General features: G+C 45.9%; 28 protein-coding genes. 16 read left to right on the top strand and 12 right to left on the bottom strand.

The window, feature by feature from the left end; all coding sequences use genetic code 11:
• The first annotated feature begins 190 nt into the window (after window positions 1-190).
• A complete protein-coding gene (locus UWK_RS02255; RefSeq protein ID WP_015402725.1) occupies window positions 191-2041 on the top strand; it encodes an ABC-F family ATP-binding cassette domain-containing protein in 1851 nt (616 codons plus the stop codon).
• An 18-nt stretch (window positions 2042-2059) separates the two neighbouring features.
• Here UWK_RS02255 and UWK_RS02250 read toward each other — a convergent pair whose 3' ends face one another.
• From UWK_RS02250 to cmoA, 4 genes are all read right to left on the bottom strand, one after another.
• Window positions 2060-2401: a histidine triad nucleotide-binding protein gene (locus UWK_RS02250; protein ID WP_015402724.1), complete on the bottom strand. Its 342-nt coding sequence runs from the start codon at window positions 2399-2401 to the stop codon at window positions 2060-2062.
• A gap of 2 nt (window positions 2402-2403) precedes the next feature.
• Window positions 2404-2964, bottom strand: coding sequence for a hypothetical protein (locus tag UWK_RS02245; RefSeq protein WP_015402723.1), 561 nt, complete (start codon window positions 2962-2964; stop codon window positions 2404-2406).
• Between the two features lie 109 nt (window positions 2965-3073).
• Window positions 3074-4033 (bottom strand): tRNA 5-methoxyuridine(34)/uridine 5-oxyacetic acid(34) synthase CmoB, encoded by a 960-nt coding sequence (cmoB, locus tag UWK_RS02240; protein ID WP_015402722.1) that lies wholly within the window; start codon window positions 4031-4033, stop codon window positions 3074-3076.
• 10 nt (window positions 4034-4043) lie between these two features.
• A complete protein-coding gene (cmoA, locus tag UWK_RS02235; RefSeq protein ID WP_015402721.1) occupies window positions 4044-4886 on the bottom strand; it encodes a carboxy-S-adenosyl-L-methionine synthase CmoA in 843 nt (280 codons plus the stop codon).
• 115 nt (window positions 4887-5001) lie between these two features.
• Between cmoA and UWK_RS02230 the strand changes: the two genes are divergently transcribed.
• The 3 genes from UWK_RS02230 (at window position 5002) to UWK_RS02220 (ending at window position 7200) form a co-directional block, all read left to right on the top strand.
• A complete protein-coding gene (locus UWK_RS02230; protein WP_015402720.1) occupies window positions 5002-5523 on the top strand; it encodes a hypothetical protein in 522 nt (173 codons plus the stop codon).
• A 21-nt stretch (window positions 5524-5544) separates the two neighbouring features.
• Window positions 5545-6201, top strand: a complete 657-nt coding sequence (locus UWK_RS02225; protein WP_015402719.1) for a hypothetical protein — start codon at window positions 5545-5547, stop codon at window positions 6199-6201.
• A gap of 69 nt (window positions 6202-6270) precedes the next feature.
• On the top strand, window positions 6271-7200 hold the full coding sequence (locus UWK_RS02220; RefSeq protein ID WP_015402718.1) for a biotin--[acetyl-CoA-carboxylase] ligase: 930 nt from the start codon (window positions 6271-6273) through the stop codon (window positions 7198-7200).
• A 6-nt stretch (window positions 7201-7206) separates the two neighbouring features.
• On the opposite strand, the gene recO is transcribed toward UWK_RS02220, so the two are convergent.
• The 3 genes from recO to UWK_RS02205 form a co-directional block, all read right to left on the bottom strand.
• Window positions 7207-7968 carry a DNA repair protein RecO gene (gene recO, locus UWK_RS02215; protein WP_015402717.1) on the bottom strand — a complete coding sequence of 254 codons (762 nt, stop codon included), beginning with the start codon at window positions 7966-7968 and terminating at the stop codon, window positions 7207-7209.
• Window positions 7969-8094: 126 nt separating this feature from the next.
• Window positions 8095-9006: a helix-turn-helix domain-containing protein gene (locus tag UWK_RS02210; RefSeq protein WP_167320708.1), complete on the bottom strand. Its 912-nt coding sequence runs from the start codon at window positions 9004-9006 to the stop codon at window positions 8095-8097.
• 136 nt (window positions 9007-9142) lie between these two features.
• Window positions 9143-10156 carry a SurA N-terminal domain-containing protein gene (locus UWK_RS02205; RefSeq protein ID WP_015402715.1) on the bottom strand — a complete coding sequence of 338 codons (1014 nt, stop codon included), beginning with the start codon at window positions 10154-10156 and terminating at the stop codon, window positions 9143-9145.
• 333 nt (window positions 10157-10489) lie between these two features.
• Here UWK_RS02205 and UWK_RS02200 point away from each other — a divergent pair, with 333 nt between their 5' ends.
• The 11 genes from UWK_RS02200 to UWK_RS02150 all read left to right on the top strand — a co-directional run bounded on the left by UWK_RS02200 (window position 10490) and on the right by UWK_RS02150 (window position 20820).
• On the top strand, window positions 10490-10993 hold the full coding sequence (locus UWK_RS02200; RefSeq protein ID WP_015402714.1) for a TlpA family protein disulfide reductase: 504 nt from the start codon (window positions 10490-10492) through the stop codon (window positions 10991-10993).
• 129 nt (window positions 10994-11122) lie between these two features.
• Window positions 11123-11329 carry a selenite/tellurite reduction operon protein ExtJ gene (extJ, locus tag UWK_RS02195; protein ID WP_015402713.1) on the top strand — a complete coding sequence of 69 codons (207 nt, stop codon included), beginning with the start codon at window positions 11123-11125 and terminating at the stop codon, window positions 11327-11329.
• A gap of 342 nt (window positions 11330-11671) precedes the next feature.
• On the top strand, window positions 11672-12367 hold the full coding sequence (locus UWK_RS02190; protein WP_015402712.1) for a class I SAM-dependent methyltransferase: 696 nt from the start codon (window positions 11672-11674) through the stop codon (window positions 12365-12367).
• A 10-nt stretch (window positions 12368-12377) separates the two neighbouring features.
• Entirely contained in the window at window positions 12378-13067 is a 690-nt protein-coding gene (locus UWK_RS02185; RefSeq protein ID WP_015402711.1) for a precorrin-2 dehydrogenase/sirohydrochlorin ferrochelatase family protein, read from the top strand.
• 27 nt (window positions 13068-13094) lie between these two features.
• A complete protein-coding gene (ccsB, locus tag UWK_RS02180; protein WP_015402710.1) occupies window positions 13095-13925 on the top strand; it encodes a c-type cytochrome biogenesis protein CcsB in 831 nt (276 codons plus the stop codon).
• Window positions 13915-15189, top strand: coding sequence for a glutamyl-tRNA reductase (hemA, locus tag UWK_RS02175; RefSeq protein ID WP_015402709.1), 1275 nt, complete (start codon window positions 13915-13917; stop codon window positions 15187-15189). The genes ccsB and hemA overlap by 11 nt, the downstream gene beginning before the upstream one ends.
• Window positions 15186-15689: a hypothetical protein gene (locus UWK_RS02170; protein ID WP_015402708.1), complete on the top strand. Its 504-nt coding sequence runs from the start codon at window positions 15186-15188 to the stop codon at window positions 15687-15689. Before hemA ends, UWK_RS02170 begins: the two co-directional genes overlap by 4 nt.
• Before the next feature lie 25 nt (window positions 15690-15714).
• Window positions 15715-15903 (top strand): tautomerase family protein, encoded by a 189-nt coding sequence (locus UWK_RS02165; protein WP_015402707.1) that lies wholly within the window; start codon window positions 15715-15717, stop codon window positions 15901-15903.
• A complete protein-coding gene (gene ligA / locus UWK_RS02160) occupies window positions 15904-17919 on the top strand; it encodes an NAD-dependent DNA ligase LigA (RefSeq protein ID WP_015402706.1) in 2016 nt (671 codons plus the stop codon).
• Window positions 17920-17935: 16 nt separating this feature from the next.
• Window positions 17936-20206 (top strand): AsmA family protein, encoded by a 2271-nt coding sequence (locus UWK_RS02155; RefSeq protein WP_015402705.1) that lies wholly within the window; start codon window positions 17936-17938, stop codon window positions 20204-20206.
• 131 nt (window positions 20207-20337) lie between these two features.
• Entirely contained in the window at window positions 20338-20820 is a 483-nt protein-coding gene (locus UWK_RS02150) for a universal stress protein (RefSeq protein WP_015402704.1), read from the top strand.
• A 110-nt stretch (window positions 20821-20930) separates the two neighbouring features.
• On the opposite strand, the gene UWK_RS02145 is transcribed toward UWK_RS02150, so the two are convergent.
• Window positions 20931-22058 carry a hypothetical protein gene (locus UWK_RS02145; RefSeq protein ID WP_015402703.1) on the bottom strand — a complete coding sequence of 376 codons (1128 nt, stop codon included), beginning with the start codon at window positions 22056-22058 and terminating at the stop codon, window positions 20931-20933.
• Here UWK_RS02145 and UWK_RS02140 point away from each other — a divergent pair, their 5' ends adjacent.
• Window positions 22059-22367 carry a hypothetical protein gene (locus UWK_RS02140; protein WP_015402702.1) on the top strand — a complete coding sequence of 103 codons (309 nt, stop codon included), beginning with the start codon at window positions 22059-22061 and terminating at the stop codon, window positions 22365-22367.
• Window positions 22368-22502: 135 nt separating this feature from the next.
• Here the strand turns inward: UWK_RS02140 and UWK_RS02135 are convergent, their stop codons facing one another.
• The 4 genes from UWK_RS02135 to UWK_RS19790 form a co-directional block, all read right to left on the bottom strand.
• Entirely contained in the window at window positions 22503-23492 is a 990-nt protein-coding gene (locus tag UWK_RS02135; protein ID WP_015402701.1) for a GlxA family transcriptional regulator, read from the bottom strand.
• Between the two features lie 227 nt (window positions 23493-23719).
• Window positions 23720-24133 (bottom strand): hypothetical protein, encoded by a 414-nt coding sequence (locus tag UWK_RS02130; protein ID WP_015402700.1) that lies wholly within the window; start codon window positions 24131-24133, stop codon window positions 23720-23722.
• A 521-nt stretch (window positions 24134-24654) separates the two neighbouring features.
• Window positions 24655-25335 (bottom strand): rhomboid family intramembrane serine protease, encoded by a 681-nt coding sequence (locus tag UWK_RS02125; RefSeq protein WP_228130057.1) that lies wholly within the window; start codon window positions 25333-25335, stop codon window positions 24655-24657.
• A gap of 461 nt (window positions 25336-25796) precedes the next feature.
• The gene (locus UWK_RS19790; protein ID WP_015402698.1) at window positions 25797-26609 is read right to left on the bottom strand and encodes a PEP-CTERM sorting domain-containing protein; all 813 of its coding nucleotides are present in this window, start codon (window positions 26607-26609) and stop codon (window positions 25797-25799) included.
• Window positions 26610-26641 lie beyond the last annotated feature (32 nt).

The raw sequence follows: 26641 nt of genomic DNA, 5'->3' as shown, positions 1-26641 counted from the left end.
CGATTTGATGGGTATTATTGTATATGCAGAATAGCCTGAGGCGTGCAGCTTTATGGTTGCCCTTGAGTAGCTTCTTCCCAGTCACCAGTCTTTATAGTCAGTGGTTGATAAAATTTCAATAAAAAATGGGTATACTGGTTGTCCATTTGCCCATGTTTTCATTACTTTCTTTCAATTTTGAGTGAATTCTATGTCTCATCTACTAGCCTGTCAGGATCTGGGAAAATCTTTTGGCTCCCAGCGCCTTTTTGAACATATTGATTTTGTTATACATAAAGGTGACCGTGTCGGCCTCATCGGACCAAATGGAAGTGGCAAGTCTACTCTTTTAAAAATACTCTGCGGCCGGCTGGATCCCGACGAAGGGAAGGTTGTGGTACGAAAAAATATACGTACTGCCTATCTTGCTCAAGCAGATGTCTTTATGGAGCATGCCAGTATTGAAGAAAATCTTGAGGCGGCACTGGACTCACTTGATTTGGATGAGATCGAACGCTACAACAGGGTGCAGGCTCTGCTTTCCCGTGCTGAATTTCCCGATTCAAGTGTAGCGGTTGAGCTGCTTTCCGGTGGCTGGCGCAAGAGGCTCGCCATTTGTCGTAGTTTTGTGGTGCAGCCCGATATCCTTGTCATGGATGAACCCACAAACCATCTTGATATTGAAGGAGTAATCTGGCTGGAAAGAATGTTGTCCGGTGCCCTTCCCAAGAGTCCCGATGCGTTCATACTGGTTAGTCATGATCGGCGCTTTCTCCAAAATGTAGCCCACAGGGTTGTGGAGCTCTCTGCCGTCTACCCTCAGGGAGCACTGGCTGTGGATGGCGGGTATTCCGATTTTGTTCGGGCCAGAGTTCAGTTTCTCGAGCAGCAGCAGCAACTGGAAGACCGTCTGGCAAACAAAATGAGACGTGAGGCCGAGTGGCTTAGCCGTGGTCCCAAGGCACGAGCAACCAAGGCCCGCTATCGAATTGACGAGGCTCATAAGCTTCAGGCACAACTGACAGAGGTGAAAAACAGGAATAGATCCATAAAACAGGTTCGCATAGATTTTGATGCAACAGGGAGAAAAACAAAGAAACTATTTGAGGCTGAAGGGATTGCTAAAAGTTATGATGGACGGACTCTCTTCAGTAACCTTGATATGGTTCTCTCACCCGGCAGCCGCCTTGGCCTGCTGGGAAGGAACGGTTGTGGAAAGTCCACACTGATGAAGATTATAGCTGCAAGCACAGAAGATGATGGGCTTAAGGCAGATAGTGGAACGGTAAGTACGGCACCAGGAATACGAATTGTCAGTTTTGACCAGAAACGTGAGACCATTGATCCTGCGATAACCCTCCGTCAGGCTCTCGCCCCAGACGGAGATTCGATTATGTTCAGGGAGTCCTCGTATCATGTGGTGTCCTGGGCGCAGCGCTTTCTTTTTCGCGCTGATCAACTGGAGACTCCTGTTGGGCAGTTGTCCGGTGGAGAACAGGCGCGTATTTTGATTGCAGAACTTATGCGGCAACCGGCTGATATACTGCTGCTCGATGAGCCTACCAATGATCTTGATATTCCGTCACTGGATATTCTGGAGGAGAGTTTGCTTGATTTCCCGGGAGCGCTTGTTCTGGTGAGTCACGATCGTTTTCTTCTGGATTCCGTATGTGATCAGGTGCTCGGTTTTGACGGCAGTGGTGCTGTTGCTTTCTACGCGGATTATGAACAGTGGCTGGCGGATCTCAAGAGAAATGAAAAGAGTGGCTCTTCTTCACCTGCTCACCAGGTTCCCGGTGATGTTCCAAAAAAAGAAAAGCAAAAGAAGCCAGGCAAACTTTCGTATATGGATCAGCGGGAATATGACCGGATAGAAGAGAAAATCATGGAGGGAGAGGAAGAGCAGGAGCGTTTACAGCGTATTATGGATTCTCCAGAAACCGTGGCAGACCCACAGTTGCTGGAGTCTGTCTGGGCAGATCTGGAGCAGGCTAAAATGGATGTGGAAGCCCTGTATGAGCGCTGGGACGAGCTGGAGGCCCAAAAAGGAAACGTTAAGTAGCCCCCTTCCCCAGGGGGATTATCCTGGAGGCCAGTTCAGGGACCTGCCACCCAATACATGCATATGGATATGGAAGACGGTCTGTCCGGCCTCTGCTCCATTGTTAAACACAAGGCGGAAATCTGTAATACCATTTTCTCTGGCGACTTTTGAGCCAGTTCGCATCATCCTGCCGATAAGCCCCTCGTCCTCCTTTGCAACCCCTGTCGGATCCTGGATATGTTTTTTGGGGATCACCAGGAAATGGACGGGAGCCTGAGGGGCAATGTCACGAAAGGCAAGCAGCTCATCGTCTTCGTAGAGTTTCTCAGCAGGGATGTGCCCGGCCGCAATTTTACAAAAAAGACAGTCTGTGGTCATGGTTATTTCTCTTGCTTTGCTGCACAGGAATCAGTGAACAGGGCTTCGATTGCTTCACGTCCTGCATCACTCAGGTAACGGGTTCCCGATCCGACAAAGGTGTCGTATTCGATGAGGGGACTGTCTTCCTTCCATGCGCCTTCTTTCCAGGTGAACCACTGTTTTTTGGGCTGGTCGAAAACATGGAGTGGACGGTTAAAGAGCTTGGCCAGTTCGACGGCCCAGCCTGTTCCACCTTTTACAGAATTGTCATCCATTATTGATCCGATAACAAAGACCTGATGGCCGTTGTTAACCATGTGGAAAATGGTCTGCAGGACTTTGCGAATTTTTTCAGTTTCGTAGTAGGTACGGTTGAGCATCCGTGATGCCAGTTCCATGGAGATGTCACCACGTTCCAATTCTTCTTTGGAGAGGGTTACAGAGTTTTTGTTGCGGTTAAGTTTGTGACCCTCAAAGGTAAATATAATTTCTTTGATGCCGTGTTTTTCGGCTGATTCACCAAAAGTTGCCTCGGCACCCTTAAGGCCACCACTGTAGAGTGTACATTTCTTTTTATCCATTATCTGCTCCCTGCAAATGAGGTGTTACGAAACCATTACGTCTAAAAAAACAATTACCAGTGAGTTTACCATACCTGCAACCAAAGGCAAGAAAAGCTGGCATAACTGGTTACTTTTTCCAGCCTCTAAGGAACACCCGGTCTGGAGCTGGATAGCCTTCTATCGTTTTAGCCGGTTCCAGAGGGTCAATAAAGTCGGAGTAGGATTCAAATTCCATCCACTCTGTTCGGCGTTGTTCCATGCTGGACATGGGATGCTGGCAGAAGAGCTCAACGTCTGAAAATCCGGCGCGAAGGAGCCAGTTCTTGAGGCAATGACCAGTGGGAACAAAATAGGTTCCAGGTACCTTTGCATAGGTTTTTTCAGGGAAGAGGGCTGTTTCGCTTGTCCCGGGGATGGCTTGAGATTCAAGAATGAGAGTCCCTCCGTTTTTTAATGCACAAAAGACATCGCGCAGGGTATCCACCGGAGAACTCCGGTGATAGATGACTCCCATAAGAAACAGCACATCAAAGCACTCTGGAAACAATGGCAGGTGCTCCACTCCTAGCAGGTCAATTTCCAGGTTGGCCTGACCTGCCATGCCGTTTAATCCCTTGAAACAGTAGTAATGCTGGACAGATGGTTCCAGGCCGATGACCAGTTTTGGCTGGTACGGAACCATGCGAAACATGTAATAACCATTGCTGCAGCCAATGTCAGCGACTACTTTATTCTTCAAGTCAGGAAGTTTGGGGAGTACCCGTTGCCATTTTCGCTGGCTTTGCCATTCCGAATCAACATCAATGCCAAAGATTGAAAATGGACCTTTTCGCCAGGGGCAGAAGGTGCGCAGGTGGGACTCTATGGTTTGCCGGTCATGTGGTGAGATTTCATGTTCAGCGCCAATTTTAACCGCATCGAGACTGCAGTTAACAGTTGTTGCGGAAAACTCCTGCAGGGCTTCGGAAGGACGTCGGTAGCGGAGAAAACCTTTTTTGTCCTGGTTTATCCATGTTTGTTTCTCGTTATGGAGCTGGATGATTTTGTCGATTTTGGCACTCGGTGGGAGTTGGTCGATGTAACCCATGGTGAGATCTTTATGAAATTGGTTTGATGGCAAGAAAGGAGACAAAGTTGAACCATTGAAAGAAAGGTTCAACCTCTACAAAACCAGCGGATTGGAGCATTGTTTTGTTTTCTTCATTGGAGCATGGAATCAGTATGTTTTCCAGGGCTTCCCTTTTTTTTGCTATCTCAAGCTCGGAATAACCGCGCTCTTTTTTGAATTGATGATAGATGTCAATGTAGCTGCGATTGAGTCCAGGATGGTGAGAGATGGTTTTCTCACTTAAAATGCAGATTCCCCCCGGGGCGAGATTGGCATGGATCCGTTCCAGGAATTTCTGTCGGTGCAGAGGGCGGACAAACTGTAGAGTGTAGTTGAGGATAAAGGCTGAGGTGCCCGGTTGATCCACTTCAATAATATCTCCCTGAGCAAAATGCAGTTGCTCCTGTTTTGAGAAAAGTTCGGCCTTGAGCCTTGCCTGGTCGAGCATGGCCGGAGAGCTGTCGATACCTGTGTAGTTGAATTTTTTATCTTCAAGGAGAGTGCTGAGCTTTAGGAGAGTCGCTCCGGTTGCGCAACCAAGATCAACAATGCTGTCCCCATTTTTCAGTTTGGAACGGAAAATTCTGGCAATGGAGAGGATGACTTCATGGTAAAAAGGTATGGATCTGTCGAGCATGTCGTCAAATACCTGAGCGACTCGTTCGTTGAAGATAAAGTCCTCGTTGATTTGCTCCACATCAAAGAGGGAATCCCTGTTATTTCGTTTCATTGCCATAGTATCAGCTTTTTTTGTATTTGCGTATGAGCCGCCACTTTCTTCCTTTTCACTTCTTATAGCATTGTCTGCCAGGGGGATAAAGCTCAAAATCACAGAGTGGTTCCTACGAATAGGCTTGCCATCGCAGAATTATCTCAGTATAAAATAGTCTTTTAAGTTTGCATTGTCACATAATGACTTTAGTTATTCAGGGAGAGGGGGAAGTGTCATGAATGGGAAGTTCTGGGGAAACATTGGTTTAAGTGCAGTAGTTCTTTGTCTCGTTGCCTTTGCTGTGACGAAATTTAATGCGTCATCGAACGGAATTGCAGGAATCCTGCTACCGGAGATAACAGTTTCGGATTCTGCTGCGGAGTTACTTCATTCCGTGTCTCTTGTTCAGTCAAACGTCAAGGTTGCCCAAAAAAATGAGATGGTTGATGCCTCCTTTACTATTGAAAACAAGGGGGGAGATGATGTGAAAAATATAGCTATCCTCTGTACTCTTTTTGATTCGGCTGGTGTTGAGAAGGGACGTGATAAATGGGTTGTCTATGATACGGTGAAAGCTCACGATAAGGGGAGTTTTACTTTTTACAATAAAATGTTTATCAGTAACAGTATTGTTCGTTCCGATTGCCAGATTGTTGATATGCAGGTAGCCCTGGCTCCCAAGGTTAAAGCTCATCATGCTGCAGCAGCAGATCATGGTGCCGCCGCAGGGGACACCGGACACGGTAGTACGCACTGATACAAAAACCATAAATATACAATGTCTGACGAAATAGATTTTGATGAAATACTAGGGAAATACCACTCGGATCCCTATGAGTATGTTGATATTTTCGCAAGTCACACCGGAAAGGTACGGTTTCTTGTCGAAGAGGGCAGCAGTATAGAGGCAGTCAGTGGTGAGTGGAAACATATTCCTGGCACAGCTCTTTTTGAGATCACAAGAGAGAGGAATCCGAAAAAGGTTACGGCACTGACCAATGGTGTCGTTTCCTCTCTTTGCAGTGAGCATGAGGGGTGTTTTGTGGAGGCGGGAGAGAAGTTGATGACCATTCGCCACCCCTTGAAGAAAAAGGAGATTATAGAATCAATCCTCAAGGAAGTTCTCTTTATCTTTCACGCACCCGAACGAGCCAAATACTTTTTTTCGCTGGACGTGCAGTCACGTATCGAGAAAAAGAGTGCCCGCGAGGTGTCGATTAAGCCAGGGGATGAGATTATTATCATGTCGCTGATGAAACGGGATACGCCTGTTTATTACAGTGGTGAAAAGGGTGTTATTCATTCTGTCTATTTTACGCCTGGTGTTTCTGTGGATCAGGGTGCGCCTTTGATTGGGGTTTGTCCTGCCGATAAGCTGCCGCTTATTAAGAAAATCATTACCAGGGTTAAGGCTGACTGGGATAAAAAAGAATAATTTTGGTGTTTGCAGGCACCAAAACTATGCGGCCTTTTTTTCTTATCTTTGAAAATCCGTAATTAGATTTTGGACAATTTAACTCTCTTAAGTCCATTCACTCTTGATGATTATGTTGTAACCGTCGAGTTACCTCTGCGCAAGCAAGGAGGCTCACCGGACAGTGCAACGGTCCTACGTTATGGGGCCTATGTGGGCTCTGTTGTTCTTGTGTATCCTTCTCTTGGTCGTGCCATGGATACGGCACGTGAGCATATCTCCTCCCGGGAAGAATCTGGCAGGTCCGTTGCCAACGGCAGTGTTATTCTTGCCTCTTCACTCTCTCTTTCCAAAGGGCGTTTTTGCAGATCCTGGTATGCCCCCCCCGGTGGACTGTGGGGCTGTCTGATTCTTGCCGATACCTTTCTTGCTCCGTTCAGAAACTTTCTCCCATTAATTCCAGGTATTGCCTGTTGTGAAGCATTGCAGCAGTTTGGCGCTTCAGAGGCTGCCATTCGCTGGGTCAATGATGTGCTTATACAGGGAAGAAAGCAGGCAGGCTTTCTTATTGAAGGATTCCGCAGTCCGGTTTACGGGGAACAGTATCACCTCCTTGGGTTTGGGCTGAACCTTAACAACAGCACCTTTCCTCCGGAGTTGCAGGAGACCGCAATTTCACTGACCCAGGTTTTAGGACATTCCATTGATACGGTTTCCTTTGGACTCTCCTTCCTGGCAAAGATGCGCTATTATATAGGGCTACTGTTATATGAAGAGGAACGGTGGCTGGCACGAGGTGGCGGAGAAACTTACGAAGAGGAACATCCGATTTTGAAACGTTGGAAGGAGTTGTCGGACACCCTGGGAAAACGAGTCCTCTTTGGCTATGATGTGATGGAGAATCCTCAGTATGAAGCTGTGGTTCATGGTGTTACTACCGACGGTGGCCTGATTTTACAGCACGACGATGGTTCTACCAGTGTGGAAAACAGTGGTGAAGTTCGTTATTGCAGGGAATAGTCAGGTTTATAAGTTTTCCAGAAAGGCCCAGGAGATAATTTCCCGTTGAAACAGTTGGCGTCCGTAGGAGTGAAGAAAGGAAAGGGCTTCCTGCTGGCTGTTTCCCGAAAGCTGCAGGCGATGGAGACGTCCCAGTGGCTGGTTGAGTGCGGTTGTCAGGGAGCGCAAGGTTCCCTGTGATAATGTGTGCCTGCTTGAATGTTCTGAGCTGTTACACTTACTGCAGCAGATCCCCCCGGATGCGATATGAAATTGGTAGGTTTCGTCCGACTGAAGTTGCTTGCCGCAGCCAAGGCAGCTTTTCAGTTGGGGGCTGTAGCCGATAATTGAAAAAAAACGGATGAGAAAGAAGACAAGTGCAGGGATGGGAGGGCGTTCATTGTTTAAGCTGCTGAAAACCCACATCAGAAGTGGGTAGAGTTCTTCGTCACCTTCAACCTCTTTTGTGGCTAGCAGAGTGATTTCTCTGATAATACTTGCAGTTGCATAACAGGAAATGTCCTCACGCAGGTTGATGAAGCCATCCAGAAGCTCCGCTCCAGCAATAAAAGCCAGCCGGTTGTTTTGTGGCGTGGTATGGAGAATGCGCAGAGAACTGAAGAGTTCTAGTTTGTTGACAAAGCGTTTTTTGCTGCGTTTTGCTCCCTTGGCAATTCCAGTTACTCTTCCGTGATGTTGACAAAAAAAGGTCACAATCAGATCTGATTCACCATGATCACGGCAGTCGAGTACGATGGCTGCAGATTCAGCCTGTTGCTTAGGCTGCATTTCTCACGAGTTGAGGTGGTGGCATATTTTTTGTCATAAGGCCGAACTGTAGCCTGTTTATTTGCAAAATGTTCAACCTTCAAAAGGGCTGAAAAAGCATGAGTAAGGCGGGTTGGTAATCACCTGTCAATCAAGAAGATCCTCTGGGAGAGACAGCAGGCGTCTGTTATTTTCAGTCTCAGGGAGAGGTATCTCTATTCCGTTGAGCGTGAGTGTTCCGCTGAGGGATTCAGGCATGTCGAGTATGATCTTTTTTTCCACCTTCCATTCCAGGGACTCCCCAGCGTTGAAGTTTTTATCAAGAACAAAACCGTCATCCAGTGTCACCTTAAGTGTTCCACTGCTGTTGAAGTCTATTTTGAGATGGTAGGGTGCAACTGCTGAGCTGTCCTTTTCTCCTTCTTTGGGTAATGTTTCCGTCGTTTCCTTGTCTGTAACGGAAAGGGTAGCGGAGGAGGGAATGACTGCAGAGACTTCTTCTTCTCGGTTGCTGCTGACGGAAGAAGGTAAAGGCTTGATGGTTACACCTTCTTCTGGCGCGACTGTGAATTGCTCAATAGTCTCAATTCCTGATTGAGGTGGAATGAGTCTGCTGCTGATATAGTTTATGGGGTTGAAGTTAAAATACCAGCAGACCCCAATAAAAATAACTAAACAGGCTGTAATGAAAAAAGTCATACTGGTTGCCGGTGAGATGGGAGCGGGGTCTGCGTAATTTGCAAATTTCTGGCTTTCTATAAGCGGTGGTTTGGCGGGTTTTCTGGATGTTTTTGGATGTATTCCTCTACCTGCTTCGTACTGCGTCAGAATCTCCTGTGGATCAAGTTCCAGGAGTTTTGCGTACATGTTGTAGAATCCCCGGCAAAATGCATCAGCTGGCATGCGCTCGTAGTCATTATCCTCTATGGCATTGAGTATAGGCAAAGAAATTTTGGTACTATCACTTACCTCGGAGAGTGATAGTCCTTTCTGCTGTCGCTGTTCGCGGAGGTAACTACCAAGTGTTTGTTCTGTTGTTTGTGTGGCTTCATGAGACATTGTGGTCACCTTGATCATCTGTGACAGGTGGCTTGCAAAATCCCCATCCATGCGGAATCGTTGTTCCTGTGGAAGTGTCTTGTTCAGTCATCTGGAGTTTTAAAGTTGTTAGATTGAAACAGTTCGTCTGAATTCCTTACAACTTGTCGATATATGCATTGTTTTTGATGTCCATAACCCACTCATCAAACTGTTTCTTGAGTTGTTCGTCATAGAGTTTTTTTCTGATTTCTTCTTTTACAGAGTCGAAAGATGCTTGAACCACAATCTGACCGTCCTGGCTTGAAAGAAGTTTAAAAAACTGATACCCGGAAGGCGTTTCGATGATTTCACTGACTGAACCAGGTTTGAGATCCAGGATCGCATCCTGCATGTAGGGTGCCATATCTTCCTTCTGGAAAATGCCCAAATCCCCACCATCAGCAGCAGACGGAAGATCTGAGAATTTCTGGGCCAGTATTCGGAAATCCTGGCCTCCTGTGACCAGAGCATGAACCCGTTCGGCGCGTTTTTTTGCGTCCATTTTGTCAGCATATTTAACAGCATCAGATTGGTTGCCACCGGATTTTCCCCAGATAAAGCCCATCTGCATGAGGTAGTAGCCGCCCTCACTGATATGCTTGGTGTAGTGAGTATCATAGTAATCAAGAACCATATCGTCGGTGATGATAATTCTGGAGCGAATTTCGTAATTAATAAGCTTGGACTGAAGGATTTGGTTCCTCAGACTGTTGAGGTATGATTCGTAAGTCATACCTGTTTGGGCCAGCTGGGTCTCGAGTATTTCTCTGGTGATTTTGTTGTTGATGAGCATCTGCTCTGCGGCAGCCTGCACTTCCTCGTCGGAGACTGTTACATGCTGTTTTTCAGCTTCCTGGGCAATGAGTTTTTTGTCGATCAGACTGCCAAGTACTTCTTCTCTGGCACGAGCTAATGCATCCTCTACCTGTGCCGGCGGAGCTTTTTCGTTGATTTGTCTGAAATAGCTTGCCCCTTCGGTATTTACCTCAGACATGGTGATTACGTCATCATTTACAATGGCGACGACTCGATCTACCAGCTGGGCAGCATTGAGGCTTGACGTAAAGGGAGAGATAGCAATAAGGACTATGGCCGTGAGTAAAGCTCTGGAGCAGAGGGATTTATTCATGATCGAATTGTGTTATTCATGGGAAAAGGGAATGGCATCACAGGAGAAGCCGACAATAAAATTGAGCTACTCTACCATAAATTGCTTATCGGGACAGCATTTCTGAAGAAAAAAGTCATTGTCCTTTGAAAAAAGATAAAGATTGCAGCGGAATTGTTGATTATGAGGTACAGTGTAAGACGGATTTTCAGGAAGATGACTCTGTCATTCTATGTGTTGTAGGTTGACTTTCTCTAAAGATTGAATACTTTGCTCTAGAGCATATAGCAAATACTATATTAATCTGTGTTTGATTCTGTTTAAGAAATCTTCAACCGTTAAAAAGGATTTTTTATGAAACGAAATTGCTATTCCCGTTGCGCGGGGGTGTTTTTTGCAACTGTTCTTGTGCTGATGCTCTTTGTCCAACCAGCCGCTGCGGCATCAAAAATGCCTTCCTTCGTTCTTTCCGATGTGGTGACAGGTGATGCTGTTAATAGTAAACTTTTTTCAGGCAAGACCCTTTTGGTGACCTTTTTTGCCACCTGGTGTCCTCCCTGTATGCAGGAAGTTCCTGACCTGATCCGTCTCCATGAAAAATACAGAGCTAACGGCTTTTCAGTTGTTGCCCTCTCGGTAGATGAAGGCGGACCGAAGGCGGTTAAGAAATTAGTTGAAAAACGCTCTATAAATTATCCCGTACTCATGGCGGACAGATCGACAGCCCGTGATTTTGGTGGTGTTGTGGGGATCCCTACTTCTTTTCTGGTGAATAGTCAGGGGACCGTGGTGAAGAAATATCCCGGTTATGTTCCGCATGTTGTGCTTGAAAATGATATCAAGAGCATAATGAATTAGTATTCATTTTTTCACTGATTAGGGTTGACAAGTGTTAGGTTGGATTCTATACTGTTTACTCAAATCGTAAGTCTGAAATTCTGGAATTGTTCCAGGGAACTAAAAAAAACTGTCATTGAGGAGAAAACAATGAAAAAAGGTATCGTTTCTGTATTATTGGCCCTTACTTTCGCTGTAAGCACCGTAGCTGTTGCAGCAACTGTTACATGTACTGTTGATGCAGTAGATGGCGACAAAGTTACAATGACCTGTAAGAAAGCTGACAGCCTCAAAGCTGGTGACAGCGTAAAAGTTAAAGCTAAGAAAAGTGGTGGTGCTGCCATCGAGGGTTGCTAATTGACATAACCCCGTTTTTTAGTTAGCTTGTGAGGGCCGATTGATAACTGATATCAATCGGCCCTTTTTTTTGTTTTTTACTTTCCATGGAATTCGTTTAAAGTCTGTGCCTATCTCAATTTTTTGAAAAGAATTTCGTGAAGCTTTTGCACAGGACCGTTTGCTGTTTCCATGTGTTGGTGTGCACCTGGAGATGATATTTGTTCAAAATATTCCTGCTGTATGGTCAGAGAAGGGCGGGAATCTGCAATGTATTGAAATAACCCTGCAGCGCTGGCGTTTCTCATGCCTTGTCAGCTGTTATATATTAACTGAGAAATTAATTGAGTTTGTAAACCTGTTATGGATATTAGAACCTTACCCGAAGCAGAACGTGAAATATACAATCGTATCCGTAGCAGGTACAAGTTGACCTTTGATAAGCTGAAGGTCAAGGATCGGTCCATTCGACTGTTGAAAGTTGCAGATATTGAAGAGTTCCTTGAGGGGAAGGATCCCTTTGCTGATGTGACTGAATTTCCTTTTTGGGTAAAACTCTGGGAGGCGGCCATGATTCTTTCCTATGCCTTAGCTTCCCTGCCAGATCCCAAGGGGCAGACATTGCTGGAAATTGGAGCTGGTCTCGGAGCCCCAGGGATTACTGCAGCGGCCTGCGGCTTTGATGTAACCCTTACTGACTACGAAGATATTATCATGGACTTTCAGAAGGTGAGTGTCGCAGCTTCCGGCTTGACAAATGTACGATGCGCCCATCTGGACTGGCTTGATCCGCCAGAAATGGCGCCTTTTGATATACTTACTGCCGCGGAGGTTCTGTTTCGTGAAGAATTTTTTGAACCTCTCCTTGATGTGTTCCGACGATACCTGAAGCCTGGTGGAACAATCTATCTGGCCCACGACGCGCGAAGAAAATGCTTGCCACTGTTTATGGAACGTGCCAGAAGTGAATATAATATTGCCGGGAGCAAGCAGACTATTCATAAGGATGGGCAGGATATCACAATAATTATCAATCGTTTGAGAGCAAAGGAAGAGTAAAAAAACAATTATGGCGCTTTATCCTGTTAATTTAGATGTTCGCGGTATGCCCTGCCTGGTTGTTGGTGGAGGACATGTTGCCAGCCGTAAGGTGGATTCTCTTCTTCCCTGTGGTGCCATAATTCGTGTTATCAGTCCTGAGGTATGTCCTCATCTGGAAGACCTTGCCCGATCTGAATTACTTGAATGGCAGAAGAAAAAATATGCGACGGGGGATCTGGGGGATGCAAGGCTTGTCTTTGCAGCAACGGATAGTCCTGTAATTCAGAAGCAGATAGTTGCAGCAGCAAAGGCTGCCGGAGTGCTGGTGAATGTTGCTGATATGCCGGATGCCTGTACCTTTCAGGTTCCCGCTTCGTTCAGGCAGGGGAAATTACTCTTCACCGTCGCCACTGGTGGCGGCAGCCCTGCATTTGCTGCGCGGATTAAAAGGGAGCTTGCAGCTCTCTATGGCCCTGAGTACGGCCTCTTTGTCGCTATGATGAGTGATATCCGGAGAAGGGTAGTTGCATCCAGTGATAGTCCCGTTGCCCATAAGAGAATATTTGAAAAATTACTGGATAGTGATATCTTAGAACATATAAGAAAAGAGCGGTGGAATGAAATCAGCATGCTGCTTCAGCATATTCTACCCACTGAAATTGATGTTTCTCTTTTGGTGAAAAATATACAAAATTTTAATAAGGAACAGATCCCTTGACGCACCAATCCCCTGGGGGCTTCAATTATGTTGAGTGAAATCAACTACCTTTTGTTTAACAGTGTCGTGGTCGTCAGCTTTGTGGCCTCGGCAGTATATCTTGTTTTTTTCTTCAGCCAGCGGGAAGATCTGCGTACAATTGCGAGAACGATCTTTATCGGCTCAGGAGTTCTGCAGAGTTTCTATATTCTCTCACGTTATATAATCGCAGGGCATACTCCCATTACTTCCCAGCATGAGGCCGTAGTCTTTTTTGCATGGTCTGTAACCTGGGCCTATCTTTCTTTTCATTGGCGCTATTCGGTGAGGAATTTTGGAACATTTGTTTCAATATTGGTATTCATCATGCTTCTTATTGCGGCCATGGTGTCCAGGGAGTTTCACCCCCTTGCTCCTGCCCTGCAGTCACTGTGGCTTCCTGTCCATGCTGGAGTTGCTGTCATGGCCTATGGGTTTCTGGCCCTGGCATTCTGCGGAGCCATCATGTATCTGCTTCAGGAACGGGAACTGAAGTCTAAAAAATTCGGTTTCTTTTTCAGTCGCCTTCCATCACTTGATTCGCTTGATCAGTTGAATAATCACTGTTTAACCGCCGGTTTTGGTCTTTTAACCCTTGGCATTATCACTGGTTCCATTTGGGCCAGACAGGCCTGGGGTACCTATTGGCATTGGGATCCAAAAGAGACCTGGTCACTTATTACCTGGTTCCTTTATGCTGCTCAGATCCATCAGCGTTTTACTTTGGGATGGCGTGGCAAACGGGCGGCGGTTATGTCTATTGTCGGATTTATTGCCGTAATTTTCACTCTTTGGGGAGTAAATTACCTACTTGGGGGTGTGCATAGCTATGCCCAGTGAGACTATCCTGCTCCTTGGGGTTAATCATAAGAATACTCCCCTTGAAGTGCGTGAAAAATTGGCCCTTAGCGGTGGCTACGAGGATCCCCTGGAGGCTTTAGGAAGGGTTGATGGTCTGCGTGAGTATTATCTCCTCTCGACCTGCAACCGTGTTGAGGTTCTGGTTTCGGCCAGTGCCGGGGCTGAGGTTGAGAGGGCTCTGGCTGGTTTTCTTTTTGGAGATGCTCTCACTCCCGAGCAGTATGAAAAATATTTGTACTGCTATCGTAACGAAGAAGCCATCCATCACCTCTTTATGGTTGCCGCAAGTCTTGATTCCATGATCGTGGGTGAATCTCAGATTTTAGGTCAGTTAAAGGAAGCGTACCGCTGGTCTTCCAAATTGAAATGCACTGGTCCCATCCTCAACAAGCTTTTGCATAAGTCTTTTTCTGTGGCCAAACGGGTACGGAGTGAGACTCAAATCGGTTCCTCTGCTGTCTCTATCAGTTATGCCGCTATTGAGCTTGCAAGGAAGATTTTTGGATCACTTGAAAATAAGCGGGTGCTGCTGATTGGCGCTGGTGAAATGGCGGAACTTGCTGCCGAACATCTTGTGGGTAATGGCGCTAAAGATGTTGTGGTTGCCAACAGAACCCTTGAAAATGCTCTCGATCTGGCAAAACGTTTTAATGGCCGTGCAGTTGGGCTGGATGAGCTGTTAGAGCAGTTGGAACAGGTTGATATTATAGTGAGCTCCACCGGAGCGCCAGGGGTTATTCTCCATAAGGAAGATGTTAAACCTCTTATGCGCAATCGTCGCAACAAACCTCTGTTTTTTATTGATATTGCAGTGCCAAGGGACCTTGACCCAGCTCTGAATGATCTGGACAATGTCTACCTCTACGATATTGACGATCTGAACAATGTGGTGGAGTTGAACAAAGCTGAACGGGACAAAGAGGCCATCAAAGCAAGCCGTATCGTTGATGAGGAGGCCCTAAAATTTAAAGACTGGCTGGCGGGTCTTGCAATTACTCCAACTCTTGCCGCTCTGCGTGAAAAAGGAGATCTTATTGTCAGGGCAGAGCTTGAACGTACTCTGCCCAGGCTGGATGGATTAAGTGCCAGGGATCGAGAAAATGTGGAGAGGATGGCCGGAGCCATTGTTTCTAAACTCCTCCATGATCCCATGCTTTTTCTAAAGAGTGAAAGCTGTAAGGATCAATCGGATATGAAGGTGGATATATTTCGTTCTGTTTTTGGTCTTGAGAAAAAGCAGTGACCCCGGAAGAACGTGATGAACTGCTTGCCGAAGAGTGGCTTATTGTTCGCCATTCCGGAGAAATACCTGAGATTACCCTGTACTCTTCACTCTACTACTTAAGCAAAGAGAGTGACGGGCCTCAACTGAGCCTCAGTGAAGAAGAGCTGTCCAGGCTTAAAGATGCAGCTGCTCAGCGCTACCAGGAAATTATCCTGCGTGATATAGATGTGAGAAATTTCCATAAAAGTATATATCGCGGAGTTCGTCGAACCGTATATAACTGGGAGCGCTGCAGGGCTTTTGCCCGCAGACAGACCGTTGACTGTTCTCACATTCGGGAAACAGCAGCTCAAAGACTGATTGCCTTCCTGGAGCAGGGTGTTGCTGCCGCTGGGAAAAACCTGCCTCTTATTTTTATTAATTGCAGTGTGGCCCAGTTACATGAACTTGCTGAAGAGCTTGGACTTGATAGTGGACAGCTTCCAGCAGATATTGCCCGGTTTTGCCTGCCTGAATAACAAAATTATCAAAGGAGAGTAAAAAATGCCCTACGTTAATATTCGTGTTGCCGGAACGCTTAGCAAAGATCAGAAGAGTAATATCTGCAAGGGGGTGACCGAGGTTATCGCCAGGGAAGCAGGGAAACCGCCAGAGGCGATTCTGATTTTTATTGATGAAGTGCCCCATGAGAATATTGCCAAGGCCGGCAATCTGTTAACTCCTCCGAAATAAATGGCCGTGTCCCTGCAGCAGAAGAGGCTGGAAGAGTTACGTCTCCAGCTGAACGAACATTGCCATCGCTATTATGTTCTTGATGATCCACTGATTTCCGATGGTGAGTATGACAGGCTTTTTCAAGAGTTGATTGCAATTGAAGAAAAGTATCCCGAGCTGGTCACGTCTGATTCCCCCAGTCAGCGTGTTGGGGGGGCGGCACTGGAAAAGTTCGAACAGGTGGAACATCGCTTGCCCATGCTCAGCCTTGAGAACGCCTTTGACGACCAGGATCTTTACTCCTTTGAAGATCGTCTTTTACGTTTCCTCCTTACCACGGAGCGATTTCCCTATATGGCTGAACCAAAGCTCGATGGTCTGGCGGTTGAGCTTGTGTATGAAGATGGTGTGCTGATTCGGGGGAGTACTCGCGGCAATGGTATGATTGGTGAAGATATTACCAGTCAGCTTCGCACCGTTCATTCCATTCCTTTACGTCTCAAGTTGCCTGATCTTCCACGTCTCGAGGTTCGTGGGGAAGTGTTTATGGATCGTAGCGGACTCGAGAAGCTCAATCAGCAGCGCGCTGATGATGGGGAGCCGCTCTTTGCGAATCCACGTAACGCAGCCGCTGGTTCTTTGCGGCAACTTGATCCAAAAATAACAGCTCAGCGACCGTTACGGTTTTTTGTGTATGGTGTTGCAGAGCCAGGTGACACCGGGTGCAGGAATCAACAGGAACTGCTTCAGTTTTTGGCAACTCTTGGTCTGCCTGTGAATCCTCTCGTGTCACTTTGTCCTGATATTGGAGCGGTTATTGCCCGTTTCGCTGAGCTCTCCAGACTGCGCCATAATCTTGCCTATGAGATTGATGGAATGGTGGTGAAAGTAAATGATTTTACTCTTCAGACACGGCTTGGAGCTAAGGCAAGAGCTCCGCGCTGGGCAATCGCCTGTAAATTCCCAGCGACCCAGGCGACGACTCAAATAGTACAGGTCGACTTTCAGGTTGGTAGAACCGGGGCGGTTACCCCCGTTGCTCTCCTTACCCCGGTTGATGTTGGCGGTGTTATGGTAAGCCGTGCCACTCTTCATAACAATGATGAGATTCTCAGAAAGGATTTGCACATTGGTGATACCGTTCTTATTCAGCGAGCGGGCGATGTTATCCCTGAGATTGTAAAGGCTATACCTGAAAAACGAAACAGTTCGGCCGAACCTGTCACCTTTCCCAAAGATTGTCCTGTCTGCTCTCACCCTCTGCTCAAACCTGAAGGTGAGGCGATTACCCGTTGTGTAAATCCTCATTGCCCGGCTCAGCGTCTCCGCTCAATTGTTCATTTTTGCTCCAAGGCAGGCCTTGATATTGAAGGGCTTGGGAAAAAGAGTGTGGAACAGCTCTTTGATTTAAAGCTGATCAAAGATTTACCGGATATATTCAGGCTGCAACGAGAAGATCTTGCAGGGCTAGAGGGGTGGGGCGAAAAGTCTGCGGAAAATGCTCTTGCTGGAGTGCGAGCGGCAAAGGAACCATCGCTCACCCGTTTTCTTGCTGCTCTTGGTATTCGTTTTGTCGGAGAGGTCACTGCAGGTTTGCTGGAACGCAGCTATAAAAGTCTTGAGAGGCTGCTTACTGTGACTCGCGAGGAACTGCTCGAGGTTGAGGGACTTGGCGAACAGGCGGCAAATTCCATAGTAGAATATTTTTCCGATCCTTCGGTTCTGGAGATGATGCGCGCATTCCATGACGTTGGAGTACGGCCTCAGGCTCTTGAGCAGAGTGGGGGGAATCTATTGCTGAGCGGGGAAGTACTTCTCTTTACTGGGAGTTTGAAGAAGCTTTCCAGAACAGAGGCTAAAAAACTGGTCAAAGAACATGGTGGAGAGGTCGCCAGTGGGATAACCCAGAAATTAACCTGCCTTGTGGTTGGTGAAAAACCGGGCTCAAAGTTGAAGAAAGCAGAGGAAAAAGGAAAAAAGATTCTTACAGAGGATGAGTTTTTGCAGGTTTTGGATGGACAGTTAAAAATATGAGTGGAAGGGAGTTTCAATGAAACGTGTAATGAAGTGGGCAGGTGGTTTACTGGTGATTTGTATCCTTTTGTTTTTGGGGATTATAGTCGTGCTGCCTATGGTGCTTGATCCGAATGACTACAAGGATAAAATATCTGATCTGCTCTACGAACAGAGCGGGTTCCGTCTTGAGATCCCGGGAGATATCACCCTGCATATCTCGCCCCGTCTTGACGTCCTGTTTTCTCTTGGGCAGGTTCGGGTTCTTGCAGCACCAGGACTTTCGGAGACTCCGCTCCTCAGCAGTGAAGAAGCAAGAGTGGAGCTTTCTCTGTTCCCTCTCCTGAAAGAGAAACGTCTTGTTGTTCAGGGAGTACAGCTTCATGGTGTGTACTGTTATCTGATTCGTGACAAATCCGGAAGGGGAAACTGGGAGATAGTCCAGTCTTCTGCACCAGCAGCGTCTTCTCCATCACCCAAAAAAAAGAAAGAAGCTTCAGTCCCCGTGCCGCAGGGGCAGGCAGGAGAAAAGGCGAAAAAGGTTCCAACGCTTGAACTCGGGACCTTTGACTTGAGCCGGGTGACAGTGCGTTATGAAGATCAGCAGGCAGCAAAAATATTTGAACTGAAGGATTTCAGTGTCCAGACCGGCCATGTGCTGGATGGACAATCTTTTCATCTCCAATCCGCTTTCACGCTCATCTCCTCTGGCAAGAACAACACGACGCTGTTTGTTGAGAGCTCTATTGATAGTGACATCACAGTTAAATTTTCAGAACAAACTGTGCAGCTGGATAATCTGTCCCTGGAAAATTCCATTAAAGCCTTTGGTGTCCAAGGGGCCAAAATCAGTCTTGAAGGGAATAGCTTTCTTGATCTTGCGAAGAAGAATATAAGCCTTAAAGGGGTTCGTTTAAATAGCGGAGACTTCTCTATCCAGCTCAACGCAGAAGTGACCAATTATCAGGAGCCTCATTTCAAAGGAACGCTTCTTATTCCAGAATTTTCCCTCAGAGAATTTCTGAGGACAAATAAGCTTTCCCAGCCCAACTGGAAGAATGATTCGGCACTGCAGCAGCTTGGATTCTCCTGTGCATTTGCTGGAAACATGAAGAAAATTGATGTCTCAGCCATCGATCTCCTGCTGGACGGTGCACATGGGACAGGGAGCTTTGTCCTCACTGACCTTCAGCACCCTTCCTATGATTTTAAAATGCACCTTGATAAGCTTGATGTTGATTCCTATGGGACGGTCGTTCAGCAAAGCTCTGTTGTTGCGGGGGCGGTGAAGAAGGAAAAAGAGCAGAAACCAGCAATGGCACAGGGAAAAGTGTCCGGAGGTGGCGGAAAAAAGGTATCCGTGAATGTTCCGATTAAGGAGACTCCCTCATTACAACCTGTTTTTCCCGTTAAGTCTTTGCGGAAATTGCAGTTCAATCTTGACCTTGGTGTTGACTCCCTGAAGATTAAAGGTGCTGCGCTGACCCACGTTGAACTGCAGGCATCGGGTAGAGAGGGGCAGCTGGAGTTGAATCCTTTACGGGCACAATTATACAGTGGAAACGTAGCCGCCCAGGTAAAGCTTGATGTGACAGGTGAACTTCCAAAGCTTACAGTAACTGGTGATGTTGCTCAGGTCCAGGTAGGCCCTCTACTTATGGATATGACAGGAAAAGAGGAGGTAACAGGCACTGCCGTGTTGGCATTGCAGGTGGGCACAAATGGAAATGTCAAAGAGCAGCTTATTCGTAACTCCAATGGAACAGTGAAACTGGCCCTTGAAAATGGGGTGGTGAAAAAACTTCATATTCTTGATGTTGTGCGTCAGGCAAAGGCTCTTTATGAACAAAAGCCGATGGTTCAGGCGGCAAAGGATGAACCAACCGGATTTGCACGAATCAATGCAAACGGAGTGGTCAGCAATGGTGTCTTTCACAATAAGGATCTGAAAGCCGAGTCTGATCTGATGAAGGTCACGGGATCTGGAAGTGTCGATTTCGTGAATGAATATGTGGATTATGTTTTGAAAATTTCGATTCTCAGAAGTCTGGATCGAGACGATAAATCCGGAAAGACTGACTACAGTAAATTTATTGTCCCTTATCGGATCCAGGGGGAATTTTCGAATATAAAAGAAGAGGCAGATGTCGTTGGCCTCTTTAAAGCCGGAGCGACAACTCTTCTTATGGGTGAATTGCAGAAACAGCTGGACAAGAAAAACAAAAGTGGCGATTCGAAGCAGGATGGGAAAAAAAGTTCGACTCAGGATCTGCTGCAGCAGGGGTTGAAAGGTTTGTTCGGAAATTAGCCGCGGTGTTTTTGTGATACGCAGTTTATGGAGTTTTTACAGCGTCGGAAGAATTCCCTTGTGGGGACTCCTGAATTATGACAAAATTATTCAAGATCAAAAGAATATAATTTAACCTGCTGGGAGATGCCATGAAACGAATTGAGCAAGTCAAAAATGTTGTGACCCCTGTTGACTTTTCAGACAATTCCAAGCTGATTGCCGAGTCCGCCGCCTTTATTGCCGGAAGCTTCAAGGCCAATTTGGTACTGTTGTTTGTTGTGCAGAAATTTGAAGATTATTCTGGATTTTTTGTTCCCCAAATGAGTATTCCGGATTTTGAACAGGATCTGTTTGCTCAGGCGGAGGAAAAAATGCATAGTTTCTCCCAGGATATAGAAAAATTTGCCAAAGAACAAGGTGTGGTCGAGGTGATTGGAAAAATCCTGGTGGGTGATGTGGCAGAGCAGATTGTCGATTTTTCAGCCAAGCAGGATGATGGGCTTATAGCCATGGGAACACATGGCTATAAGGGGCTGGAGAAGATCATGTTTGGCAGTGTTGCCGACAAGGTTGTAAAATCTGCCGGCTGTCCGGTGTTGACCATTAATCCCTATACCTGCTGCGATAAGTAAACTCAGGCACCGCCTGCTCGACTGTTGTGCAGGTGTTGTTTTCAGGGAAAAGGCTACAGGCTGAAGGTACAGATTCTCTGTACCTTCAGTCTAAAATACCGGTAGCCGTATTATTCCTTATAGATTGCTACTATTCCGTGGCGAATTGTATCTGATTGTTTCTCTTCATCTACCCCACGAACCAGCTGATCCAGTGAAATGTTGGCCAGGAATTGGAAGTCGAGTTTCCTGCGGCCAAAGCGTTTTTCCGGAAAGTGATACTCAATAAGATCATTCCATTCACGGGCAAGGATTCCGGCATCGGGAAGAAGAGCCACGGGATCAACACTATTGAGGTGCTCTTTGCTGACAATGGCGGTCAGTTTTTCTATGATGTTTCTGCGGATATCACCTTCCTGTTCTTGAAATTTTCTGATACTTTCCAGTCCATCCTTGTCTCTCATGTAAAGGTGTTCCGGGAGGTCAAGGAGAAGAAGGGGGACACTGTTTCTTCCTGCTTTCTCTTCGTAATTGTCAATTAATAGTTCCGCAGCTTCTTCCTGGCTGGTCATCCATAACCAATATTTTTCAGGCAGAGAACCAGATGAATACAGTGTTTTCCACGCCTGGATTCGTCTTTTAAGTGTTCCCGGACGTGGATGGTTGATATTGGCTCTGATGCGCATCAGTTCGGCAAAAGAATCCGTCTCTTCGGTATCGTCTGGAACATCGCCAAGAAGCTCTTCAAAAAGAGCCAGCTCGGTATCATCAATGTCTGATAGCTTTGTTGCCAGCTCAGCCTCTTCTTTGTCAAGGATCTCGGCAAGTGCCAGAACGAGGCGGGCCTGCCAGAGTGCTGCTTTTTGAGTTTCTTCGGCAGAGTCACTCTCTCCGGTAGTCTGGCCGCCAAGCAGGGTCGTCATGATTGCCCGGTGACTCTTGTCGCTGGTGTCCTGTTCTTTTGAAAGATGAGCAAGTGTTAAACCGCTCAGCTGTTGAACAATGTCATCTTTACCGATTCGGATTTCCTCTACAAGTTTCAGAAATCTGTTTCTGTCTTTTCCCAGAAGAGATGGAGTATGGACTTGACAGATGCCCTGTTCCATGAAAATATCACTCTCTGGTGACTTATCTATTGTTTCCGTGCCAGACTCCACCGGTTGCAGCAGATGCAGGGTATCGGGAAAGAGGAGAAGACAGTTACGCAGGTGACGGGGCAGAACTGTTTCTGGAAAATAAAGACTATTGAGTGATTGCATATGGAACCGACCAGAGAAAAGAAGAATAATAGTATATCATTTTATGTTACGGCAGCAGTGTATATACTCTTCAATCTGCGCCTTGCCTCAGAACCGCTGGCCTCCATACTGGCGACCGGTAAGCAGATTTTGCTCACCGCACCGTATGTGATCGGGATTACCTTTGTTATTATTTCCGTTATCCAATATATGGCGGATGGTGTAAAAGTTCCCTGGGTTTCACGCTTCAGGTTATTCTTCACCATAGGAATTTTTGCAGGTCTTGTCTATGCAATTTATGACTATACCGGTGGTGGAGTTCCACAATAACAGCGATTTTGTATTGCTCTCATTGGCCTTTTCCTTGTACGGTGGCGGACTCTGCAGCCAACTAGTGAGCAATGTGGGTGAGATCTGTCTCTTCACCACTGGGCTGCGAAACATACTGCCCACTTGCCACCAGGACTAAGATTGAAATTCAACAACCCGTTGAAATTTTGCTCTGTATTCTCCTGGTTTGAGACCGGTATGTTTGGTAAAAACTTTTCGAAAGAAACCACTGTCTTCATACCCCACCTGATAACTGATTTCGTCAAGGCTCTTCTGCTCAGATTCAAGTATTCTCTTGGCTTTTTCCACCCGTACCCTTTGAATATAATGATTCGGGGTGTCACCAGTGGCCGCCTTGAATCGGCGTTCAAAGGTACGACGTGCCATGCCTTGGCTCCGTGCTAACCGCTCAATGTCAATTTGTCCCGCAAATGTTGTTTCCATGTGCCGTTGAGCGTTAAGCACGTGCTCATCAATGTGGTTGCGCTGGAAGTTGAATGGAGTGTATGGTGCCTGGGAAATGCGGTTTATGTCATGAATCAGTATTTTAGCAGTTTGCAGGGCAATTTCCCGACCGCAGAATTTTTCCACCAGATAAACTGACAGGTCAATGCAGGAGTTATAAGACCCGGAACAATACAGGTCATTGGCATCGGTGAATAGGCGTTCCGGCATCAGGTTTACCAGCGGGTAAAGTTGTTTGAATTCGTTGGCTACTGCCCAGTGGGTGGTGGCTATTTTCCCGTCGAGCAGTCCGGTTGCAGCCAGTATGAAAACTCCGGTACACACTCCGGCTATCTGGGCACCGTTGTTGTACTGATCGAGAAGCCATGGAATGATTCTTCCCTGTTTACTCAGGTTCTTTTCAATATTCGTGGTGGGAGAGACAATAATAAGGTCTGTATCCGTCACATCATCAATTGAGCCATGGGCGCTAATGGTAATACCATTCATGGTTCTCACCGGCTCACCTGTCAGGGTGACAACCTGTACATTAAAAAAAGGAGTCGGTTCCAGGCCGTTGGCCATATTCCATAAGGTGCCTGTCATTTGAAAAACTTCCATAGGGCCGGTAATTGACGTGGCCGATCCGTCATCAAGTGCGAGTATAGTGATATTCTTCATTTACATAACTCTCCTTAGGAGTGGTATTTCTGTGTGACTGGGTAGCGGTGAGGATCTGTTGAATATTCAGGGTAACTCTTTTGTGTTGCACGTATTTTTGATATGAGAGTACTTACGAAACAGCAAAAAAAAAGGGTGGGGTAAATACTTACCACACCCTCTGTGTCAACTCACTCTTAATTATTCAAGTATAGCTGTTGAACTCCCGACCGGGAGTGACAGTATCATCAGCTGCAGGTGTCGGCATCGTTTGGATCATATGTGTCATTTGCGTTCCGGTACAGATAGTCGTTGACCAATAATAAGTCCTCCTTACTCAAAACATCCCAGGAACCGTCCTCCTTACACTTTACCCTGCGCTTTGCAAAGACTCTGTTCCATCCTTCCGATCCATAGCTCTCCATATACAGAAAAGGGGCACCTTTATCATTCTCTTTCGTATGGCAACTTTTGCAGACTTGATTAAACTTACGCGCACCACTTCCCCAATGGTCACTTTCCCAGTCCAGTCTGCCTTGATCGATGACTCTACACATATTGGTGCTCTCGTCGTAACGTTTTCCAGGTCTCGCCTGCACTGCATTTGTTGTCCAGGTAATGGCCACGAGAGAGGCCAGTAAGATAACTGTTGTTTTGCTCATTTCATCATCCCCTTCCAGGTAAAAGTGATCCAGTCGATGTCTTTCTATACTTTATTGTATTGTGATATAGTATGTGTAAACTCATCCAAAAGAAAGTGGCATCCACGACACTAAACAGGTCAATAACGTCATGCAATTGCCTGGAGACACCTTGGCTAAGCAAGGTTCATCCAGGTCAGAAAACCATAGTAGGAGTGTTCTGTTTTGGGTTAAGCTAGCTCGGAGTACCTTAAACAGAGATATATACCGGGAATAAATTCGACGCCATTAATGGTAAAAGGAGGATGGATCATTGGATACTGCTTCAGAATATCTGGGCTGGGTGTTTTTGGGAACCATTGCTTTTGTGATTATCAGTATTGCTTACGAGGCTGTCAAATCTTTGTTTCGGCTATGGCGTCACAAAGATTAGAAGCCAGAACCTACAGGCTCAACTAAACCAGTAGTGAAGAGAAGCATGGTTGTTGCCTCTGGAATAGGGGTGTTAGTGTCAAAACCTGTCTCGATATTTATAGTGGCAATTACATGACAAGATATAAGATGCCATTTGTAAGGGACCAGAAAAGTATAATGCCTGTAAATACAATACAGGCAAGGCTTGAAAGCTTGTGACCTATTTTCTCCTGGGAACGTTCTCTGTAACCGAGCAAATAACCTGACAGGGCACCAACAAGCATACCCCCACCATGCCCCCAGTTATTGATACCCGGAACCATAAAACCAAAAAGAAATATACCTAAAGCCCAACCACCGATTTGATTGTAGATAGCATTACCATATGTACCTCCCCGGCTTTTTCCATAGTACAAAGCAGCACCAATCAACCCGCAAAGCGCAGCTGAAGCACCGATAGTAAATCGAACACCAAAGACCGATGAAATAAAAAACCCGCCTATTCCACTTAATGTATATATGATGAACATTTTACTTACACCGTACTCTCGTATAAGTAGAGGTCCGATCTGGTAGATTGCTATCATGTTGAATACAAGGTGCAGTAGACTGCCGTGTAGATAATTTGCCGAAAGAAGTGACCACCAACGATTCAGTTGGAATATGGGTATGGTGCCGGTAGAGCCAAGTATAAGGAGGCTGTTGTTACTCGGTGAGAGAAAATTTAAAGGACTACTTGAAAAACCAGTGTGTTTCAAATCAATAACTAAAGAGAGTACAAACATTGCAATGTTCGTTGCAACGATCACTTTCAATATGGTATCATTTGTATCTGTTCCTCTGATGAAAATATTGTTATTCCAGATAGATCCAGGGTTTTTTAATCCACAGGATGGACATTCAGATTCAGAATGGCTGATTAATTTTCTGCAATTCGGGCAGAGGAATGAAAGTCTTTTCTTTGTTTTTTTCATCAATTTTAAATAGTATTGTTTGCTTAAAAAGCAATTGCAGCATCATCTTTTCACAATAAATGTGGAAAAGATAGAGAGATGTCATGCTCTTGAATTATCCATTTACCAGAAATAAATAATCGGTTTGTAGAAAAAAATCTGTGGAAAAATTTTGAGGAAGATTAGTGGTAAGGTAATGTTTAAGAATTTGGCGAACCTGAAGACTTTGTCACTTACTATTAGCAGCAGAGGGTATTAACAGAAAAGGCAGGATCGAATGAATGATCCTGCCTTTGAAAGAGAGATTTTCGGGTGTGTTACTTTTTTTTCTTCCTGATTGTTGAACCTACAAGCCCTGCTATACCTGTTCCGAAGAGTAGCATTGTTGCGGGTTCTGGGACTGGGTCTGTCTCGTAATCTAAAATCAAATAGGGGATGTAATCGCCATCGGAATCATTTGAATAAAAATAATTAACTGCGTGCAATGTTTGAGATTCTATTCCCCATCCAAAATTAGTAACACCATCAGCGGATTGCCAGTCCAATAAGCTATCCATCACGTCAAATATCAGTTCCTGAGGAGTACCGCCAGGAACTGCACTATTGTAAACATCTATTGCAGTACCTGTTGTATTGCTAAACAATCCCCCATAATTTGTGCCCGTGACTGTCTGTTCGTCCCAGTCTTTCGTCAACTGATATAGGTTAATTATGTTGTTAAAAGCAGCGGACTCACGTGACATCCATAGATGCAATTCAGCAGAAGTGATAGTTGCGTCTGTTGAAAGCTGGTCTGGCCCAGACCCAAAAATGTTATCAAATTTAATCAGGCCATATGTATCAAAAATCCCATTGTTAGCGGTTTGTATCTCAGTAGAACTGCCATAGTTAGTGGTATGTTGTAAAATACCACCAGTCCATTCTATATGTGAATCGTCAGCCTCTGCAAAAGTAATCAAATCCGCGTAACTAAAAGCTGGAAAGAATAAAGCGCTGATCCAAATTAATAAAATAATTATACGGTTCATGGTCTCTCCTGTATAATGGCGATATCCTTGGGCGATAAAGGCCGTTAGGTGGAATAACAGTCCACTCCAGTAGCAGGCTTTATAACGATCTTTTTCGCTCATCCCCTCTTTCCCAAGTTAAGAGTTTGATAAAC

Origin of the sequence: Desulfocapsa sulfexigens DSM 10523 (assembly GCF_000341395.1) — a bacterium.
Taxonomy (GTDB): Bacteria; Desulfobacterota; Desulfobulbia; order Desulfobulbales; family Desulfocapsaceae; genus Desulfocapsa; species Desulfocapsa sulfexigens.
The sequence above is the reverse complement of the archived record's forward strand: the minus strand, read 5'-3'. Positions and strand labels throughout refer to the sequence as shown.